15 protein-coding genes are annotated in these 18,201 nt (G+C 57.4%); 6 read left to right on the top strand and 9 right to left on the bottom strand.

Annotated elements, in window-relative coordinates:
• The first annotated feature begins 66 nt into the window (after nucleotides 1-66).
• Complete coding sequence (locus QUE75_RS14595) at nucleotides 67-744, top strand: NAD(P)H-binding protein (protein WP_286251263.1); 678 nt, start codon at nucleotides 67-69, stop codon at nucleotides 742-744.
• On the opposite strand, the gene QUE75_RS14590 is transcribed toward QUE75_RS14595, so the two are convergent.
• On the bottom strand, nucleotides 741-1,340 hold the full coding sequence (locus QUE75_RS14590; RefSeq protein ID WP_072676578.1) for a sterol desaturase family protein: 600 nt from the start codon (nucleotides 1,338-1,340) through the stop codon (nucleotides 741-743). The two genes, QUE75_RS14595 and QUE75_RS14590, sit on opposite strands and share 4 nt — an antisense overlap.
• Nucleotides 1,341-1,489: 149 nt before the next feature.
• On the opposite strand from QUE75_RS14590, the gene QUE75_RS14585 reads away from it, so the two are divergent.
• Nucleotides 1,490-3,169, top strand: coding sequence for a BamA/TamA family outer membrane protein (locus tag QUE75_RS14585; RefSeq protein ID WP_286251259.1), 1,680 nt, complete (start codon nucleotides 1,490-1,492; stop codon nucleotides 3,167-3,169).
• 54 nt (nucleotides 3,170-3,223) lie between these two features.
• Here QUE75_RS14585 and QUE75_RS14580 read toward each other — a convergent pair whose 3' ends face one another.
• From QUE75_RS14580 to QUE75_RS14555, 6 genes are all read right to left on the bottom strand, one after another.
• Nucleotides 3,224-3,967 carry a substrate-binding periplasmic protein gene (locus QUE75_RS14580; protein ID WP_106694897.1) on the bottom strand — a complete coding sequence of 248 codons (744 nt, stop codon included), beginning with the start codon at nucleotides 3,965-3,967 and terminating at the stop codon, nucleotides 3,224-3,226.
• A 96-nt stretch (nucleotides 3,968-4,063) separates the two neighbouring features.
• Nucleotides 4,064-4,354 (bottom strand): hypothetical protein, encoded by a 291-nt coding sequence (locus QUE75_RS14575; RefSeq protein WP_286251257.1) that lies wholly within the window; start codon nucleotides 4,352-4,354, stop codon nucleotides 4,064-4,066.
• 63 nt (nucleotides 4,355-4,417) lie between these two features.
• Entirely contained in the window at nucleotides 4,418-4,837 is a 420-nt protein-coding gene (locus QUE75_RS14570) for a substrate-binding periplasmic protein (protein ID WP_286251255.1), read from the bottom strand.
• A gap of 93 nt (nucleotides 4,838-4,930) precedes the next feature.
• A complete protein-coding gene (locus QUE75_RS14565) occupies nucleotides 4,931-8,164 on the bottom strand; it encodes a carboxyl transferase domain-containing protein (RefSeq protein WP_286251253.1) in 3,234 nt (1,077 codons plus the stop codon).
• A 157-nt stretch (nucleotides 8,165-8,321) separates the two neighbouring features.
• Nucleotides 8,322-9,026, bottom strand: coding sequence for a PspA/IM30 family protein (locus tag QUE75_RS14560; protein WP_106694900.1), 705 nt, complete (start codon nucleotides 9,024-9,026; stop codon nucleotides 8,322-8,324).
• A 4-nt stretch (nucleotides 9,027-9,030) separates the two neighbouring features.
• The gene (locus tag QUE75_RS14555) at nucleotides 9,031-9,300 is read right to left on the bottom strand and encodes a YiaA/YiaB family inner membrane protein (RefSeq protein WP_058092198.1); all 270 of its coding nucleotides are present in this window, start codon (nucleotides 9,298-9,300) and stop codon (nucleotides 9,031-9,033) included.
• A gap of 154 nt (nucleotides 9,301-9,454) precedes the next feature.
• On the opposite strand from QUE75_RS14555, the gene QUE75_RS14550 reads away from it, so the two are divergent.
• Entirely contained in the window at nucleotides 9,455-10,222 is a 768-nt protein-coding gene (locus QUE75_RS14550; RefSeq protein WP_106694901.1) for a helix-turn-helix domain-containing protein, read from the top strand.
• Here QUE75_RS14550 and QUE75_RS14545 read toward each other — a convergent pair.
• Together QUE75_RS14545 and QUE75_RS14540 are read right to left on the bottom strand one after the other, a co-directional pair.
• The gene (locus QUE75_RS14545; RefSeq protein WP_286251249.1) at nucleotides 10,219-14,748 is read right to left on the bottom strand and encodes a DUF2272 domain-containing protein; all 4,530 of its coding nucleotides are present in this window, start codon (nucleotides 14,746-14,748) and stop codon (nucleotides 10,219-10,221) included. The genes QUE75_RS14550 and QUE75_RS14545 overlap by 4 nt on opposite strands.
• A 346-nt stretch (nucleotides 14,749-15,094) precedes the next feature.
• Nucleotides 15,095-16,033, bottom strand: a complete 939-nt coding sequence (locus QUE75_RS14540; protein ID WP_106694903.1) for a sensor domain-containing diguanylate cyclase — start codon at nucleotides 16,031-16,033, stop codon at nucleotides 15,095-15,097.
• A 243-nt stretch (nucleotides 16,034-16,276) separates the two neighbouring features.
• Here QUE75_RS14540 and QUE75_RS14535 point away from each other — a divergent pair, with 243 nt between their 5' ends.
• The 3 genes from QUE75_RS14535 (at nucleotide 16,277) to QUE75_RS14525 (ending at nucleotide 18,162) form a co-directional block, all read left to right on the top strand.
• Complete coding sequence (locus QUE75_RS14535) at nucleotides 16,277-16,729, top strand: hypothetical protein (RefSeq protein WP_286251246.1); 453 nt, start codon at nucleotides 16,277-16,279, stop codon at nucleotides 16,727-16,729.
• 129 nt (nucleotides 16,730-16,858) lie between these two features.
• A complete protein-coding gene (locus QUE75_RS14530; protein ID WP_152438793.1) occupies nucleotides 16,859-17,557 on the top strand; it encodes a crotonase/enoyl-CoA hydratase family protein in 699 nt (232 codons plus the stop codon).
• A gap of 107 nt (nucleotides 17,558-17,664) precedes the next feature.
• Nucleotides 17,665-18,162: an acyl-CoA thioesterase gene (locus QUE75_RS14525; protein ID WP_072678156.1), complete on the top strand. Its 498-nt coding sequence runs from the start codon at nucleotides 17,665-17,667 to the stop codon at nucleotides 18,160-18,162.
• Nucleotides 18,163-18,201 lie beyond the last annotated feature (39 nt).

The raw sequence follows: 18,201 nt of genomic DNA, 5'->3' as shown, positions 1-18,201 counted from the left end.
TCCATTTAACTGCACAAAGTGGATTCTGGTGTTACGGTGAGCCTAATCAATTTTCAGGGGTATGTCATGAACGTTCTGGTATTGGGAGCCACAGGCCTGACCGGGCGCCTGGTGGTCGAAAAGTTGCTAAAGCACACCGGTGTCTCATCCGTGGTGGTGCCGGTGCGCCGTTCACTGGGTATTGATAGCCCGAAGCTGGCGGAGCATGTGGTCGACTTTGAGACCCTGGAGTCCCGTGCTGCTATCTTCAAAGTTGATGCCCTGATCTGCTGCCTGGGTACCACGATCAAGAAGGCGGGCTCGCAAGAAGCATTCCGTAAGGTGGATTACGATTACGCCTATAGGGCGGCCAAACTAGCCAAGGCGGCGGGCGTGAACCGATTAATCCTGATGTCCGCCATAGGGGCCTCGTCCCGGTCCACGGTTTTCTACAGTCGCGTGAAAGGCGAGCTGGAGGATGCGGTGCGAGGTCTTGGGTTCAATTATCTTGCCATTTATCACCCAAGCTTGTTGCTGGGCGACAGGAAGGAACACCGTACCGGTGAAGCGTTGGGGATGGCCGTAATGCCGCTGGCCAACCGCGCATTGATTGGACCACTGCACAAGTATCGGGCCATCGAGGCGGAGACAGTTGCCGAGGCGATGGTGAATGAGCTGATCGAGTTTACCGGGGCCGAAAACTCCCGAGCCGCAATTAAGGTTCGGGAGTACGACGATATCCGGAGATTGGCCACAAAGAGTTAAACGAGCTGCCCTTGATTCAACCTTTCGAAGCTCTTTGGAAAGAGCCTTCGGCAGGCTTGGTTCAGTGGCTTTTCAACGATCTCGGGTAAACGAATGCCCAGCGGGTTAGACTCGGCCATGGCCTCGTTGGCGATTACCCGGGTGCCCATGATGTAGTCGAACCAGGGGCGTGTTACGCACCAGTTGGCATCCTGGTTGGTGTTCATGTGATGGTCGTAGTGCCAGGGAATCGCTTTTTTACCCCACTCAGGCTCCAGGTGTGAGCGCCGGTGCACGTAAAAATAACGAGCAGCAGCATAGTAGGTGCCCAGGGTGAAAAACGGCGCTACCGGCATGGCCAGGGATGTGATAGCTGTGAGCTTGAGCAGAGACGTGACTTCATCCCGGGTGCGCCAGTTGCTCAGGCCTTCCGCGTAACCATCATCCTGGTAATCGGTGGTGCGCACGATTTTGTGGTGCTGCCAGTGGCTCTTCATGGATTTGGGGATTGGGCTGTAGCGCGGCTGCCCAGGCCTGGGCGTGCCATGCAGGATGTACTTGTGGGCGTACCATTCGAAGCCGTTGGCAAAGATCAGGGCGATGGGAAAACCAATCATGGTCTGGCCTCTTTTTGTGATTGTTGTTCTATCCTGTCATAGCTTCGGATGAATCCTTTTATTAATTTGCGCCAGGTTGGCGGTTTCATTGGCGGGATATGACAGTACGGGCAGTCAGCAAAGCAGCGATCGTGTGCCGGAGGGGGCTGTTGGCGACCAGTCTGATTCTGGCCGGTCCTGCACTCGGGGCCGAGTCGCCAGACGAGGCGTGTACTGTCAGTGACATCCAGCCGGAAATGATTGATCTGGACAAACCACGGGATCAGCTGGCGCGCCAGAGCAATCTCGTGATTCCCCCGGGTGCGAAAATTGGCAGCATTCGAATCATTCAGCGCCCCATTTTTGATACCAGCGACCCAAAGCAGGATAACTTCCTTTACCGCGCCCTCAATACACTCAACACACCGACTTGGGAGTCGGCCCTTCGTTCCCAGTTGGTGTTTGTTGAGGGCGACATCTACAGTCCCGGGTTGCTGGAAGAGTCTGAGCGGGTCTTGCGGCAGCGGGAATATCTGACAGCGGCCTGGGTGGGGGTTACCCGCCTTTGTGGGGATGAGGTGGAGGTGAGTGTTCTGGCGCGGGATACCTGGACACTACTACCAACCCTGGGTTTGACCAGATCCGGTGGCGAGAATACCACCAATGCGGGCATCTCCGATCCGAACTTCCTGGGTTCCGGCAAGAGCCTGGGAATTTCCTACACCAAGGACCCGGACCGCTCCGAAACCAGTTTGTTTGTGGACGATCCCAATGTCGCTGGCTCTCACTGGCAGGCGGGTTTTTCCTACGATGACCGCAGTGATGGGAGGGGGCGGAGCGCCTATCTGGAACGGCCATTTTTCAGCGAGCGCACCAACTGGCGCTTTGGCCTGGCTGGAGTGGATGATGTCCGGGAGGAATCCCGCTACGTGGGGGCAGAAGCCATTGCCGATTACCGCCGTAGCCGGGAGTATTTCAGTGTTGATGGCGGATGGCGCCTGGCTGAGCGCAACGAGCGGCAGCTCCGCCTGCTGGCGGGGTATCGCTACGAGGCGTTCGGATTTCAGCCGTTACCTGATCAGCCTGCCCTGGATGTGTTGCCGGATGATCGAACCCTGAGCTATCCATGGATTGGTTTTGATTACCGCCAGAACCGTTTTCGCGAGATGACCAACCTGACCCGTTTACAGCGGGTTGAAGACGTTCGGGATGGTTTCTTGTGGCGCACGGAATTGGGTTATTCAGGCTCAGGGTTGGGGGCAACGGAAGATCGGGTTGTCCTGAACATGAGTTTTCAGGACTCGTTGCTGGCGACGGAAACCAACTACGCCAGCTACGGCCTGAATCAGAGCGGCACCTATCGGCTCGATCAAGACCGCGTGGAGAATCTCCTGGGCACCCTCAGCCTGGAGTACTTTCACGGTGGGTCCGTTCGTTGGACCGGCTGGTACACGAGTCTTGCGTTTACCGCTGCTCGTAACCTGACCGCCGACCAACAACTGTTGATTGGAGGTGAAAACGGGCTTCGTGGCTATCCCAGTGAATACCAGCAAGGGGACCGAAGGGTTTTGTGGACACTCGAGCGCCGGTACTTCCCCGACTGGCATCCTTTCAAGTTGTTTCGGATGGGCGGGGTTGTGTTCGTTGATGCTGGCCGCGCCTGGTTTGCTGACGGTCAGAGTAACGGGCCGGACGGTGGTGTGTTGAGGGATGTTGGGGTTGGCTTGAGGTTGGCATCCAGCAGAGTTGAAGTACAGAGAATGTTGCACTTTGATCTGGCGTTTCCCCTGGATGGGGACGACAGCATTGATGCTTTACAGGTGTTGCTGCGGGGGAGGAGCCGGTTCTGATTCTGGTTGACGGTGGCTCTCCCGGTGGCAGACGGGCCACCGGGAGATGCAGAATCAAAAACCGTAAGCGCGGGAGATGGTCTCGATTTCACCTGAGTTGACCAGTGCCTGGAAGCTCTGGTTCAGGGCTTTGAGGATGTCTGGGTCTGTGCTCTTGTTCACGGCCAGGTACATCGGGGTTTCCCGGAACACCAGAACCTGCTCCAGATCTGTCACATCTGAGGCATCTGCGGCAAGGTAGGGGCCAGCCAGGCCATCGGCTACCCACAAGTCGATCTGGTCCTGCTCAAGGCGCCGGGCATTCAGGCCGTTGGTGCTGATGGCGGACACATTAAAGCCCTTCTCTTCAAGATACGTGGTCATGACATCGCCGCGATAACCGCCAATGCGATAGTTCTTGGCGTCTTCCAGTTTGCTCAGTCGGATAGTGGTGCCGGCTTTCGCGAAGAGCGTCCATTTGATACTGGCTAATGGTCCAACCCAGTCAAACGCAGGCTCCCGGTCAGCGGTTTTGGAGACGCAATAGATGCCGTGATTGGGGTGTTGTTCGCTCCGGTTGATTCCGTAGCTCAGGTCCCTCAGCTTGATGCTGTATTTCAGGCTGCTTTGTTCGAGTACCGCCTTGAGGACATCAGTGCATAGTCCTGTGATATCCCGTTCCGAGTGTGCAAACGGTTGACCATTCGTGGTCATGTTGTAAGGGGGGTATTGTTCTGTGTAGATACGGAGTTCTTCGTTGGCCGTTGCGCAGCCTGAGGTCAGCATGAGGGCAACAATCAGCCCGATTTTCCCTTTCATGAACACGCTCCATCTTATGGGGGAGAAATTCTGGAGCGCGGTAGGTTATGGCAGGTGTAGCCAGTCGGGTACTGTGGAATCCCCGGCTTTACATTTTCAGTTTGACCCAGCAGAAGCCTGGCTGTGGGATTCGAAGTAGTGGTTATAACGGCCACTATCACGGAACGCCTGCAGTCGTTCATTGAAGCGGTCTGTCAGTTGTGCGGTGTCTGGTCGTGTTTTGGGAAACAACACGAAACTTTCGTTCTCGAGAAGAGGGCGGGGGTGGTGGGTAATGCGGCTGGCTTCCTCCGGGTCAAGTTCACGACGCAAAATGTGATAGCCCACGTTGATCTCTTCGGGGAACGCATCGATGCGGTCGAACAGGAGCCTGCGGAAATTCAGCACGGTACTGGCGACCCATTCAATACTAAGCAGATCATCCTCTACGGCTTGATCGAAAGCCGAACCTTAACTGTAACCAATACTGCCGCCGAGTCTGAGGTCAGACAGGTCTTCGACGCTGGACCAACTGACCGGCTGGTCTTTCAGGTGAAAAACCACGAACCGCTCTTTGAGGACCGGGTCGCTGAAGGTGAAGTCCTGCTCACGTTCCTCCGCATGCATCCATACCGCCGTGGCATCGTGTTTGCCCATTGCGGCTTCATAGTAAGCTCGCTTCCAGGGGAGGAAGTGGTAGGAGACCGTAAAGCCTTCCTCGGCAAACACATCTCGCAGCAATTGGGCGACAATCCCCTGATCGGGTGCCTCCTGATCAAAATACGGCGGCCAGTCACCAACCGCTATGCTCAGGTGTTGTGTATCATCTGCGGTGACTGTCTCAATCCATGTAAACAGCGATACCAGCAGCATGGTCAGGTATCGTTTCATTTCTAGGCTCCGGGAGCGGCCCGCGAATAACCGTGGGCCGGGAAGCAGGCGATTAACTTAGAAAATAGCAGCCTTTTCCGGGGTTTCCCAGTTTCAATGTCCGGCCGCTAAGATCCCTCTTGCCAGCCATGCGCGGGTGTCCTTGGGATCTATGACCGCATCGATTTCCAGATAACTGGCGACGTTGATGGCTTTGCCCTGTTCGTAAGCCTTGGCGACCAGGCCATCGAACATCTTCTTGCGAGCTGCGTCATCTGGTTGGGCTGCCAGCTCCTTGGCAAACCCCAGGCGCACCGCCCCTTCAAGCCCCATGGGGCCGAACTCTCCGCTTGGCCACGCGGCCGTGAAAAAGGGCGTCAGCAGGCTGCCGGCGGCCATGGCTTGTGCGCCAAGTCCGTAAGCCTTGCGCAGAACCACGGTGTAGAAGGGCACCGATAGTTTGGCTGCGGCCAGGAACATGTTGGAGACGCGACGCACGGTGGCCTGTGTTTCCGCCTCTGGCCCAACCATAAACCCCGGGGTATCACACAACGACAGAATAGGCAGGTTATGAGCGTTACAGAGTTCCATAAAACGGCTTGCCTTATCGCCCGCTGCGGCATCGACGGCGCCTCCCAGATGCATGGGGTTGTTGGCTATCAGGCCCATGGGGCGGCCCTCAATTCGAATGAACGCGGTAATTAACCCGGGCGCGAATTGGCGGCGGAGCTCCAGAACGCTGTCGTCATCAGCGAGCGTTTGGATGACTTCCCGGATGTCGTAAACGCGCATGCGGTTCTCGGGAATCAGATGGCGAAGCCTGCGCTGATCTGCGCAGGTCCATTCCGCGAGGGAGCCCTGGAAATAAGACAGATACTGCTTGGCCACGGCGACAGCTTCGGCCTCGTCTTCGACCACCACATCAATCACGCCATTGGGGCCCATCACGGAGACCGGCCCGATCTCCTCGGGGGCATATCGGCCCAGGCCGCCGCCTTCTATCATTGCCGGGCCGGCCATACCCAGGTTGGCATTCCGGGTAGCGATAATGGTGTCGCAACAACCCAGCAGGGCCGCGTTGCCGGCAAAGCAACGGCCGGAAACAATCCCGACGGTTGGCACCTTGCCCGAGAGCCGAGCCATGCTGACAAAGCTCTGGCAATCCAGGTGTGACACGCCGTTAGTGTCGGTATCGGATGGGCGGCCGCCGCCACCCTCGGCAAACAGCACCAGCGGAATTCGCCACTGTTCTGCCAGGGCAAGTAGTCGGTCCGTTTTCCGGTGGTTTGCCAGTCCCTGGGTGCCGGCAAACACGGTGTAATCGTAAGCCATTGTGGCGCAACCGGCGGCTGCAGCGCCGAAGCGCTCGGCGTTGACGGTGCCGATGGCGGTGATCAGCCCGTCCGCGGGGCTTAGTTCAATCAGTGTATCCACCGACCGGCGACGCCGTTGGGCAGCCAGCGCCAGTGCCCCATATTCGTTGTAGCTGTCTGGGTCGAGCAGATCCTCGACGTTCTCCCGGGCGGTTCGCTGACTGGTACGGCGGCGCTTTGCGACCGCGTCGGGACGATGCTCATCGGTTAACGCATCGTGCCGCTGGAAGACCTCCGCCAGATCAGCCCGGATGTAATCGAGGTCGATGGTCTGCTCGGTTTGAATGGTGTCATCGCTGACCTCTGAGGGTTCCAGGATCAGCAAAGCTTCACCCTCAGTTACCGTTGAGCCTGACACCGCGAGGAGGGTTTGAACGATACCGGATTGCCCGGCTTGCACGATGAATTCCATCTTCATCGCTTCGAGAACGGCAACGGTTTGGCCCGCTGCAATGGTGTCGCCTTCCCGGACCTCAACACTCGCGAGCGTGCCTGCACTGGGCGCTGCGATGCTGATGGCACCGGCAGGTAATGATGGTGTGTTCAGTTTTGTGTCGTGCGTCGCTTCTGTTCTGTCGAAGTGATGCCTCGGGTGCTTGCCTTCAGACGTTGAGGGGGCAAGCTCTGAAAGCTCGTTTTCCACGAATCGCGTGTTGACTTGCCAGGCTTTGACGGCCGGGTGGTGCAGCAGGTTTTGTAGCAGTCCGATGTTGTTGGCCACGCCGTCCAGTCGGAATTCACACAGAGCACGATAAAGCCGTCGAAGAGCCGATTGGTAGTCCGGGCCGTGGGCGATAAGCTTCGCGAGCAGGGAGTCATAGGCGGGATTGATGGCGTAGCCAGTATAACCTGAACCATCCACCCGCAAGCCGGGCCCTGTTGGCGGCTCATAGGCCGTGAGCGTGCCCGCTGCGGGCATGGTGGTGCCATCGGAACGAAGGGTTTCGGCGTTGATCCGGGCCTGAATGGCCACGCCGCGCACGGCCGGCGGGGTGTCCAGGGCCAGTTCAGATAAGGTTTGGCCAGATAGAAGCTTCAGCTGGGTCTGGACCAGGTCAATGCCGGTGACTTCCTCGGTGACGGTATGCTCTACCTGAACCCTCGGGTTGGCTTCCATGAAGTAGAACCGACCGGGTTGATCTTCGTCCACCAGAAACTCGAAGGTGCCGAGCCCTCGGTAGTTGACCGCTTTTGCCATGACCAGGGCACAGTTGATCATTTCGTCCCGGAGCACCGGGTCGAGGCCCGGACTCGGGGCCAGTTCGATGAGTTTCTGGTTGCGCCGCTGGATGCTGCAGTCCCGTTCCCACAGGTGGGAGACGGCGCCGGTGCCATCCCCAAGAATCTGGATTTCAATATGGCGGGCGCGGGCAATCAGTTGTTCAACATACAGATCACCATTGCCAAAGGCAGCTTGTGCTTCAGATCGGCAGCGGCTGAAGGCTTGTTCCAACTCGCCCTTGCTGGTCACCGCGCGAATGCCGCGCCCGCCGCCACCGGCAACCGCCTTGAGCATCAGGGCGCCATGCTGGGCCAGAAAGGCTTCTGCCGCCTCCTGGCTAACCGGGCTGTTGATACCGTTGACCAAGGGCACCTGACAGCGCTCTGCCAGGGCCCTGGCAGAGGATTTATTACCGAACAATTCCAGCACATCCGGCGCCGGTCCGATGAACATCAACCCTGCCTGCTCACATTGGCGAGCGAACTCGGCGTTTTCCGCCAGAAATCCGTAACCGGGGTGAATGGCGTCGCACTCGTGGGCCTTGGCCACGGTAATCAGTTGTTCCATGTCCAGATAGGCTTTCACACCACGGCCTTTCAGGGGCACGGATTCGTCTGACTGGCGGGTATGCAGGCCGTTTGAATCGTCCTCAGCAAACACGCTGACGGTTCGTATGTTCAGCTCGCTGCAGGCGCGGGCAATGCGAATGGCGATTTCACCGCGGTTGGCGATTAGGACAGATCTGAACGTCATGGCGCTTCATCCCGGAGACAGGTTCTTGTTCTGGTTTTTGGATGTCTCCATCCTAGGAAGCGGGCAATGATGAGGCAAATGAATTTTATTGAAGGTTAGCTATAAGCAGAAGTGATGAGCTTCTGCTTATAGGGTTCTTGTCGGTGGCGAGGTGAGGTCATCCTTTGGCGTTTGCAGAGGACCGCGAACGAATCCTCGCGAGAACCTGTTCGCCACTGCTCTTTCCGTTGCTGATGCCGGCGGCTTTCAGTTTCGAGTCCAGGGTTTCGTCCTCCTGTTCCCGGTCCAGCTCTGTCAACGCCGCCTCGATATCTTCCGCTTCGGCCTGTCTTGCCTGAATGCGGGAAACGGATTGATTGAGGTCTTCCATGTGACTGCTCAGCCCCCGTGCGTGTCCGCGGAGTTGGCGGTTAACCTGCTCTGCGTGGCGGTTGGCTCTGGCCAGCCGGAGTTCACTGTGGAAATGCTTGAGCGCCCGGCCAGAGTCCCGCAGCTGTTTGCGCAACCGGTTTTCCTGCTGCTGCAGTTTGTCGTGCTGCTGTTGCTGGCGCTCAAGAAGTGGTTCATCTTCGGCGATCAGGTTGGCCAGCTCCAGCGCCAGCTCTTCCTCGTTCTTCTCCAGCGCTTCGGTTACCTGATGCTCCCGTTTATCGATGGTGGCCCTCAGGTGTTCGTTGTCCCTGGCCAGCCGGGTTTTTTCCGCCATCAGGCAGGCGAGTTCCCGCTTGGAGCGGGCGATGGCCTGTTCTGCATCGCGCAGCTCCTGTTCGAATATCCGGATACCGTTGGCATCCACCAGTTTTGCTACCGGCTCCTGGGCCGATGCCCGGAACAGGGTGTCCAGTTTGCGCCAGATGCTCATGGTGTTACTCCCCGTATTCTTTCAGCAGTTGATGGGTGCGTGCCTCGGAGATGCGGTTGACGATGCGCTGGTGCTCGTGTTCGTCGCGGATGGTTTTTGAAAGCGTGATGGTGGTGCTGACAAGAAACAGGGCGCTGATGGCCATGTAGCCTTTGAGCACCAGATCCACCGGTGCCAACACCACGCCGGCGGCGGCCGCAAAAAGCGCGATAGCAAAGGAAACCTTCACAAAGAATACCCACCCGGCGGAATTGCTTTTGAGTTCGCTGTCCATGATTAACTCCTGATGACGTTGTTGTTGGAACGGCTCCACTGTGCGTGAACCAGGGAGGGCGGGCGAGGTTTTCTATAAAGGTAGTACTGTCCTATACATCGGGTATCGTATATTGATACGTTTGGCTGAGTGGCTGGTAAGAAAGGGGACGGTTATGGCGCAAACCAGCGCGATTGTCAGTGAATTGAAACGCCAACTCAGGGCACACGGGCTGACCTACCAGGATGTGGCACAGGCGCTGGCGTTGTCAGAGGCCAGTGTGAAACGGTTGTTTTCAGATCGTCAGTTCTCCTTGAAGCGCCTGGACCAGGTATGTGGACTGATGGGGATGGAGATCACCGATCTGGTTCGCAAGCTGGCCCCCGAGCCCCGGGTTGAACAGCTGAGCGAAGAACAGGAACGGGAGCTGGTGTCTGACCTGCGCCTGTTGCTGGTGGCGGTGTGTGCCATGAACCGCTGGCAGTTTGGCGAGATACTCCAGAACTATCAGATAGAGGAGCCGGAGTTAATCCGCTATCTGGCCCGGCTTGATCGCATGGGACTGGTGGAGTTGTTGCCCGGTAACCGAATCAAATTACTGGTCAGCCACGACTTCGCCTGGCAACCCCGGGGGCCAATCCAGCGGTTTTTTGAAACGGAAGTTCAGCAGGATTTCCTGAAATGTCGATTCCACCAGCCGGGTGAGATGCGGCTTTTTGTAAGCGGTATGCTGTCGCCCCAATCGAACGAATCCGTGCAACAGAAACTGAAACGCCTGGCCCTTGAGTTTCGTCATTGCCATGAGGAAGACCTGGCTCTGCCATTAGAACAGCGTTTCGGAGTCAGCTTGCTGATGGCCATGCGGCCGTGGGAAATTGACGCCTTCGCAAGCCTCCGGCGGCCAGAGGCGAGGAAGGCGTATCCCGGTGTTACACGGAATTAGACACTGACTCCTCCCTCCTCATCGGCGGCTGCGTCGAGCAGTTGCTGCGTTGTCGGGTGTACAATCCGGATGAACGCAAATGGCGGGCAGTCTTCGATTACCTCGTTATTGCGATCGACACACGCGTCTACCCGGCCATTCGCACTGAGGCGCCAACGTCGGCGGCCAACGGTGTGAGCTACGCCAGACAGATCACGGGTGTTGCCACCAAGGGTTTCGATGTAATCGGTCCCGTCATCGGAGAAACGCCGGATGACCACATCGGTGTGGGAATGCCCGGTTGGCGTTCCTTTGATAGCGTATTCGCCGCTGGCTTTCTTTTCGATGAACTGGCTCTCCAGCCCGGCCAATGTGAGATTGGCGCAAGGGGTCTCGTTCCAGGGCTTGCAGAGGATGTCGCCGACCTGAGGTGACAGGTCTTCTGCTTTGTAAAGCCAGAACGGCCTGTCCAGATCCCGGTTCTTTCGGTTCACCAGTGCCTCTACAATGTAGGTCATGTGCCGGATGCTGGGACTGAACCCATGGCTGGGCTTTACGCCGGCGTTCTTGACGACGTAGGAAATAAACGCGGCACTCCAGGCGGCTTCATTGTCTCGCGAGTCCTCCGCGAACTGATCCACGGCCCACTGGCCAATAGCTCCGAAGTAATCCTGGAGCTTCGCCAATTCAGTACCTTCTTGCTTTTTGGTCCCGTCGTCGTTGGTCCAGGCAGTTTCCTCCGCTTCCGCGTTGGCAACAATGTCCCGTTTCCAGGCGGTGCCGCGGTTATAGCGCTCAATAATCTTTTGATTCGCCAGAGACCGTTCGAGGGCTTCAACGTCAGCATCTGGCCGGAACGATGCGAGCTGCAAACCGTTGCCCACACTCACTGTGCGAATGCCCCCAGCGTCTTGCTCGGTGACCGACACATCCCGATCTTTACCGAATTGCTCAACAATGGATTTGGCGCGGTCAGAGACGCCATCGGCGGCTTTTTGCCCCATTTGCTCTGCCTGTTTGCGCAAAGCCGCTTCGCCATCCTGTTTTGACATGGAACCCTTTTCAACGGCGCGGTCTATGGCGGCGCGTTTCTTGTCAAAGTTTGCGCCTGCGTCCTTTTCTGCCTGCAGTTCCGCCAGTCGGGTCTGTAATGCAAAGCCGCCGAACTGACCGGCCAGGTTGGCCGCCGAATTCAGCGCACCCAAAGCGTTCTTCTGGGTGCCCTCAAGGCCAGCCATGTCGCGGAAGGCGTTGCTGTTTGCCACGGCTCCAAGAATGTCGCCAAATCCCTGAGGGGCTGGTGCGGCAGGCGCATTCTGCAGGTTAATGATGGAATCCGGCATGTTGGTGGGGGTCATGTCTTGCGGTTGGCTGCGGCGAGAATCAAAGAAGTTGCCCGGGAAGTCGGCCAGGGCCGGGTCTTCATCTTTCAGCACCCAGTCGGTTGAGCCTTCATGCTCTTCACAGGCGTTGCACTCGTCCATGATGGCCTGCGCGTACAGGCCATCGGTGGGCAGGCTGATTCGCATGGGCATCGCCGGCGCGCCTTCGCCCTTGTAGTAGCGGAAGGCATCTTCATAGCTTTCATGGCCGTTGATGCCCAGGAACGCGCCAGCAGCCACCTTGAACACCAGTGTGTTGCCCATGATGGCAATGGGTTCACGTTCAACCACGGAGGCGATCGAGCGACCATCGCTGGGGGATATGGCGAAGCCGTCCAGGAGCATGTACAGCTCGTCCCTGTCCATGGTCCACCAGATCACCTTATGGTAGTAGTGCAGGTTGTCGTTAATGTGTTCCAGTAACTTGCGGTTCGCTTTCTCGGCTTCCAGCCGCATATTCTGCTCTTCCCAGTTAGACGGCCGGAAAGACAGCGTGGCGCTCTCGCTCGGGGCCGGGCGATCGGTTTCGTTGTCATCCCAGGCGGGAGGGGAGATCAGGTCATCCGTACCCCGTGGTGAGCTGACACGCCGCTCGTAATGGCTGGTGTGAAAATGAATGTTCGCACTGGTCACGTTTGCCACGGAACCTTTGGGTAGGTGCTCGGTGGCGGACAGAATCAGCTTGGCGATGTCCTCCCGTTTGTTCCCGGCCAGGGCCTCCGATGGCACGTTGAAATCAACTCGCACCGTGCGGTTGAACCGGTATTCGCCCACCAGGGTGAAATCGGTGCCTTCGAGTTCGCCGTTCTGGCTGTCCAGGCGCAGTCGGTCAACCCATCGCCGTGCCATCGCCGGTGCGATTTCCCGCTGAAAATAGGCATCCCGCTGGGCGGCAGAGAAGCCGCGGATACGGGCCACAATCTGGCCCACCGGTATGGGAAGGATGTTGGCGTAGGCCTGCCACACCCGCGTGGTGATTTTCTCGCCGACGGCACCTTCTTCGCTTAGCTGGTCGTCGATCTGATCCGATACCACCTCGTCTCGCGGGCGCTCAATGCCCAGTTTGATGTAAATGGTTCCCGTCAGGCTTTCCAGAGGTTGGGCCTTGCGGGGGCCGGCTGGAACATCGGAGCCCTGCCAGTGGTTCTGAATGTCTTCGGTGTATTTCAAGGCCCAACGCAGGTCGCGCTTTTGCAGGTAGCGCTCGAACACATCGCGCCAGCGAATCACGCGGGAAAAGGTAAACGGCCGAATCGCGAAGGGCACAAACAGGCATTCGCGCACGCCGGCGAGCACAGTGTCTACGCGGATATGTCGGAGAATCTCATGGTAGATGACGGTCAGGGAGTGGCAGTAGTTGGGGTTGCGGACCACCTCCGAAACGCCTTCAATCGATTCGTCCTGGCTGACTTCGTTCACCACTGTGGATTCGTATTGGCGCAAGGAATCACCGAACTGGCGGATGGCGTCTCTCAGGCTTTGTTCCTCTGCCGCGGACACGCTGCGGCCACCCTGTTGCCAGCTGCTGGAACTGGCCCGGCCGTGGGCGGCACCACCACCAATCACCACCGGGCCGAGCGCAAACCCGATGCCACCTGCCACACCGGTGGTTTTGGAACTGCTGCCGCCCTTGCTCCATTCGTTCAGGTTGGACCGAACGGCGTTGTGGTAATCCCGGTCGCTGAATGTGCTTTGGGAAACCTCTTCCGCAAACTGGCTGGTCTCGCGCCGGATGCTCGCTTCGCGGCGTCGCCAATCCAGTTTTACAATCCGGCGGGTTTGCCGTGGTGCCAGGGTAAGGGTATGCGCCACATCGCCCAGGGAATAGCCGTTGGATCGCCACTGCACCCGCCATTCCATGATGTGGCCACCCGCCACGGAAAGAGCCTGATATTTGGTGGTGTCGCCGTCCCAGTCGATGGGGTTTCGGGCGCTCACAGGTTGCCGCTTGTTCAGCCAGGGGAGTTTGGGCAGTGGCAGGAAATCAATGGCTTTAATGGGCGGCATGAATACGCCGGGGTTTTTGGGCAGAAAACGCTGCAGGCTGGCAGTGTCAATGGAGAACCTGGCCCGGCTAACGCCGGCGGCCTCACTGTCCGGTTGTTCGCTGGCCACCATGGCGGTGGACATCATTCGGAACTCATTGGCATCCCTGGGTGCGATCAATCCCCGGTAATCCGGTTTTGTGTTGGAGGTGGATTCGATCTCAGGCTGCTCCACCCGGAAGACGGTCTGGAAACGGCGTTCGCCCAGAATGCGGGCCGGGTTGCTGAAAGGCCGACAAAATGAGCCGGGGTCGTCGCTGAACAGGTCCGGATCGTTCAGCAGACTGTCTTCGTCCATGTTCAGGGGCGGATGACCATTATTGCAGCACGATCCGTTAACCTGTTCCTCGCCATCGCTCACCGGATCTTGCCAGGGCAGCATGATGCGGAGGTCCCGCAATGGGGTATAAACGGAGCCGTCGGACTGGTAACCGACAATCAACTTTGGTCCGTTCAACACCCAGATCCAGCCATTGGCTTCAGTACCGGCGTTGAAGGGACGCTTTACATGAAAACTGCCATCGAATTTGAGGTCTGCGCCTGTCAGTGACAATGCCCCGAGATGGCCGGCCGTATGGGTATCCAGAGCCACTTCGGCTGAACGTGCGTTGGTGCCGTTGTCAGCGTTTTGTGCCAGCAGACTGGAAATCGCCTGATGTTTTGCCTCGGTATCGATCAGATCGACACTCAGTGAATAGTCATCGAACCTGCGGTCGACCTGGCCAAGCGTGACAAAACGGCCGGATCGTTCCAGCACCGGTTGCTGCTCCGGGTTGTTGCGCTCAAGGGCATGCTTCAGGGACTCTGCAGGAATGACGAGGGTGACGGGCTCCCCTTTCTTGCCGGGCCCGGTATCAATCTCGCCCAGGTCTGCCAGCTCCTGGCCCTGTCGGCTTTCCAGTCGCGCGTGGATGGGCTTGCTCAGGAGGACGGGTTCGAGTTTGCTTTCTGCACTGGCATGGCGATCGAGTCTGATAATGTCGCTGGCAGGATGACTATCATTCTGCTTGTCTTCGGTCTGGATCGAGATCTCGTAGCTGACACGGACCTGTAGAGATTCTGCGTCTGCGCTGTTGATGGCCTTTTCGGGTTCAATCCTTAACCACAGTTGATTGGGCATGATGTGTCCTTTCGGTTGATTGTGCATCCTGGTGGGTGGGCCCCTTGCCGGGCGGGCGATGCAGACAATACAACCGGTGCCGCTGGACGTTTCCCTGCGGCAAGACAACCTTGTCGTTCAGTTCCTCAGCATACGGCCAGATATCGAAGCAAGGTGACCGTGGATGCATGGCTTTCCGTACAAAAAAACAACCAGATTACAGCTGCTGGTTGACGACTTCAGTGGCAAGTGTTGTGTTGGACTTGGAATTTGTAAACGTTGAACCGGGATTTTTTTGTAACGATTCCCTGTCGGAAAATACGTTGTGTCGTCATGGCTTACATGACTTTTCGGTGGAGTGGTGGCTTCAGGCTGCCACGATGCGGTTCCTGCCTTGGTGTTTCGCCTCGTACAGGCGCTGATCCACAAGCTCCAGAAAGTCATTGAGTGAATCATTTCGGGCCGGTGTGATTGTGCCGACGCCGATGCTTAGCGTGACCAGCTGGCTTGCGCTATTGTTCCCATGGGCAATCTGTTCTCGCAGGAGATGTTGGTGGCACCGCTCGGCAACTTTCAGTGCTGCCGCAGGATTGGTTTCCGGCAGAACGATGACAAACTCCTCGCCACCAAAACGGGCAACAAAGTCCTTAGAACGCGTTGCAGCACCCATGAGCACTTTGGCTATACGTTTAAGGCACTCATCCCCTTGCAAGTGACCATGAAGATCGTTGTATTGCTTGAAGTTATCGATATCCAAAAGCAGCACCGAGAGAGGTTGATGATTTCTCAGGGCACTATGCCAGGCCTCGTCCATGAATGAATCAAACATTCGGCGATTCGCTACGCCGGTGAGGCCGTCCTGGAATGAATATTCCTCGAGCTTTTTTTGCAAGGCCACGACTTTTTCTTCGGTTTTCTTGCGCTCGCTGATGTCGAACATGAAACCGATCAACGCTTCGACCTCTCCATTCTCATCGCGGGAAACATGCACCACATCCCGAATCCAGACGTAGTGACCATCTTTGTGCAGTGCCCGATAGTCAGCTTCGTGATCAATGCCTGACTTGGATTGAGCGACACAGAAATCCACGACCCAGCCCTGGTCGTCCGGGTGCATGCGGGTGGCCCAATCTTCTACGCTCTGCCAGCTTTGCGGTGTCCAGCCCAGCAGAGCCTCGATCTGGGGACCGATATAGGCAAACTTCATGGTTTTCCAGTCGATCTTCCAGGGAATGGCCCTGGTAGACTCCAGCAGGGTTTTGTAGACCGAGCTGTCGGCGGCCAGTTCTTCAGGTTTGTTTTTCACGACCGTACCTCCAGGCTTGGCTACTCGGGGTGGAGTCTTCGGTGGGTGGATTTGAGAGTATGGGATATGTCGCAGTATAGGGCATTGGCGTCTGGAGGGAAGCTACTCTTCGGTGGATAAATTATGACCCGGTCATTTTGCGGCCATATTGCTTGAACCCCCGGTTCTATTGGGCTCAGGCCGGCTATCCTTGCGCTACGCACAAAGTTATCCACAGATTCTGTGCGTAACCTTGGGTGATGCATGACGAAGCCGCTTGGGGTAGGCTGCCTGCATGTCTATCACCCGGCGTTGTCGCCGCATAAACGGAAAGCGTTAATGAAGTTCCCCATTGTTACGGTTGCCATGGTGTCTGTTGCCCTCGTCTACGTGTTCTGGGGCCAGACTCAGGAATCCTCTGATCCGACCGATCCCGCCCGCTTTGCCAATCTTCAGGCTAACCCTGCCAAAAGCAGTGACGTGGTGGACTGGGCAATTACCCAGATTCCGGAGGTTTGCGCGCAGGCGATAGGGCAGCCTGCCGGCAGTGACGCAGTTAACGATTGCGAGAAGCGTGCGCAATCCCGAACGTCCACCTGTCGCCGGGCTGTGTACGACAACTTCCCGGACCGGGTGACCTCCGAGGCGATGTTCCGGGATGTCTCTATCTCGATGATGAATTGCCTGGTGCCCCAGGGCGGTATTGTTCGGCCATGACCGTTGGTGCGCGGCGGTGGCATGGCGATGATCAGGGCTTTACCTGATGCCCCAGATCGCCCACAATCTTGGGATTCTGATGTTAACAAACACTCACTTTAATAAAACGCAGTAGATGAGGATGCACAGGTGACTGAACTCGTAAGCTACGAACTGAACGACGGCATTGCCACCATCAGCCTGAACAACGGCAAAGCCAATGCCTTGAGCCACGACGTGTTTGCCGGGCTGAATGCCGCTCTGGACCAGGCCGAGCAAGACAAGGCCATTGTGATTCTGACTGGCCAGCCGGGTATGTTCTCCGGCGGCTACGACCTTAAAGAAATGCAGAAAGGCCCGAAAGAAGCAATGGCGCTGGTTAAGGTGGGCTCAACCCTGACCCGTCGCCTGGCGGCGTTCCCGCTCCCGGTGATTGGTGCTTGCAGTGGCCATGCCATCGCCAAGGGTGCGTTTATCCTGTTGTCTGTGGATTACCGCATTGGCGTAGAGGGCGGTTTCAAGCTGGGCCTGAACGAAGTGGCTATCGGTATGACCATGCACCACGCTGGTATCGAGATTGCCCGCCACCGTATGCCGGCGCCGTATTTCTACCGTTCGGTGGTGAATGCCGAGATTTTTAACCCGGAAGGCGCCGTTGCGGCTGGTTTCCTGGATGAGGCGGTGGCTCCTGAGCAGCTGATGGAGCGAGCGGTAGCGGTTGCAACTCAGATGAAGCAGCTCAACCTGAATGCGCATAAGCAAACCAAGCTGAAGGTGAAAGGCGATTACCTGGCGCTGCTGGACCGTTGCATCGAACAGGACGCTGCTCACTTTGATCTGATGGGTTAACCCGAGCCCACCTCTTTCTGGAACTGGCTGGCAGGTTTGATTCTGAACAGCCAGGCCAGAAGAGGTTTCGCAGAGTTTGTGGGTAAACACGAGAGGGGGCGAGTGAAATGTCTGAAAAGCCGGGTAAGCCGGTGGCGGCATCCGCCATCGACAAGCATGTGTACAAGGTTTTCCCCAACGATATGAACTCACACAATACAGTGTTTGGCGGCATGATCATGGCCAAGTGTGATCGCCTGGCTCTGGTGGTGGCAGAGCGCCATTCGGCCCATGTTTGCGTGACTGCTGCGGTGGATTCCATCCACTTCCGGGCCCCTGCCAAGGGGAATGACACACTGCTATTCAATCTGTCTCTGAACCGCAGCTGGGGCTCGTCGATGGAGATTGGTGCCCGTGTAGAGGCCGAGAACAGCTATACCGGTGAGACCCGCCACATCCTTTCCGCATTTTTCACCTTTGTGGCCCTGGACAAGAACGATCGGCCTGTTGAGGTGCCACCGGTGATTCCGGAAACGAAAGACCAGATTCGTCGTTACGAGAAAGCCGAAATTCGCCGGGAAGGGCGGCTGAGAACGCGAGACGCGCTTTCAAAAGCAAATGGCTGAGAGACTATCGCTTATTGATTCCAGTCATGGTATATCAGC

This window comes from Marinobacter shengliensis, from assembly GCF_030297115.1.
Lineage (GTDB): Bacteria > Pseudomonadota > Gammaproteobacteria > Pseudomonadales > Oleiphilaceae > Marinobacter > Marinobacter shengliensis.
Note: the sequence above shows the minus strand (reverse complement) of the source record. Positions and strands in the feature narration are given on the sequence as shown.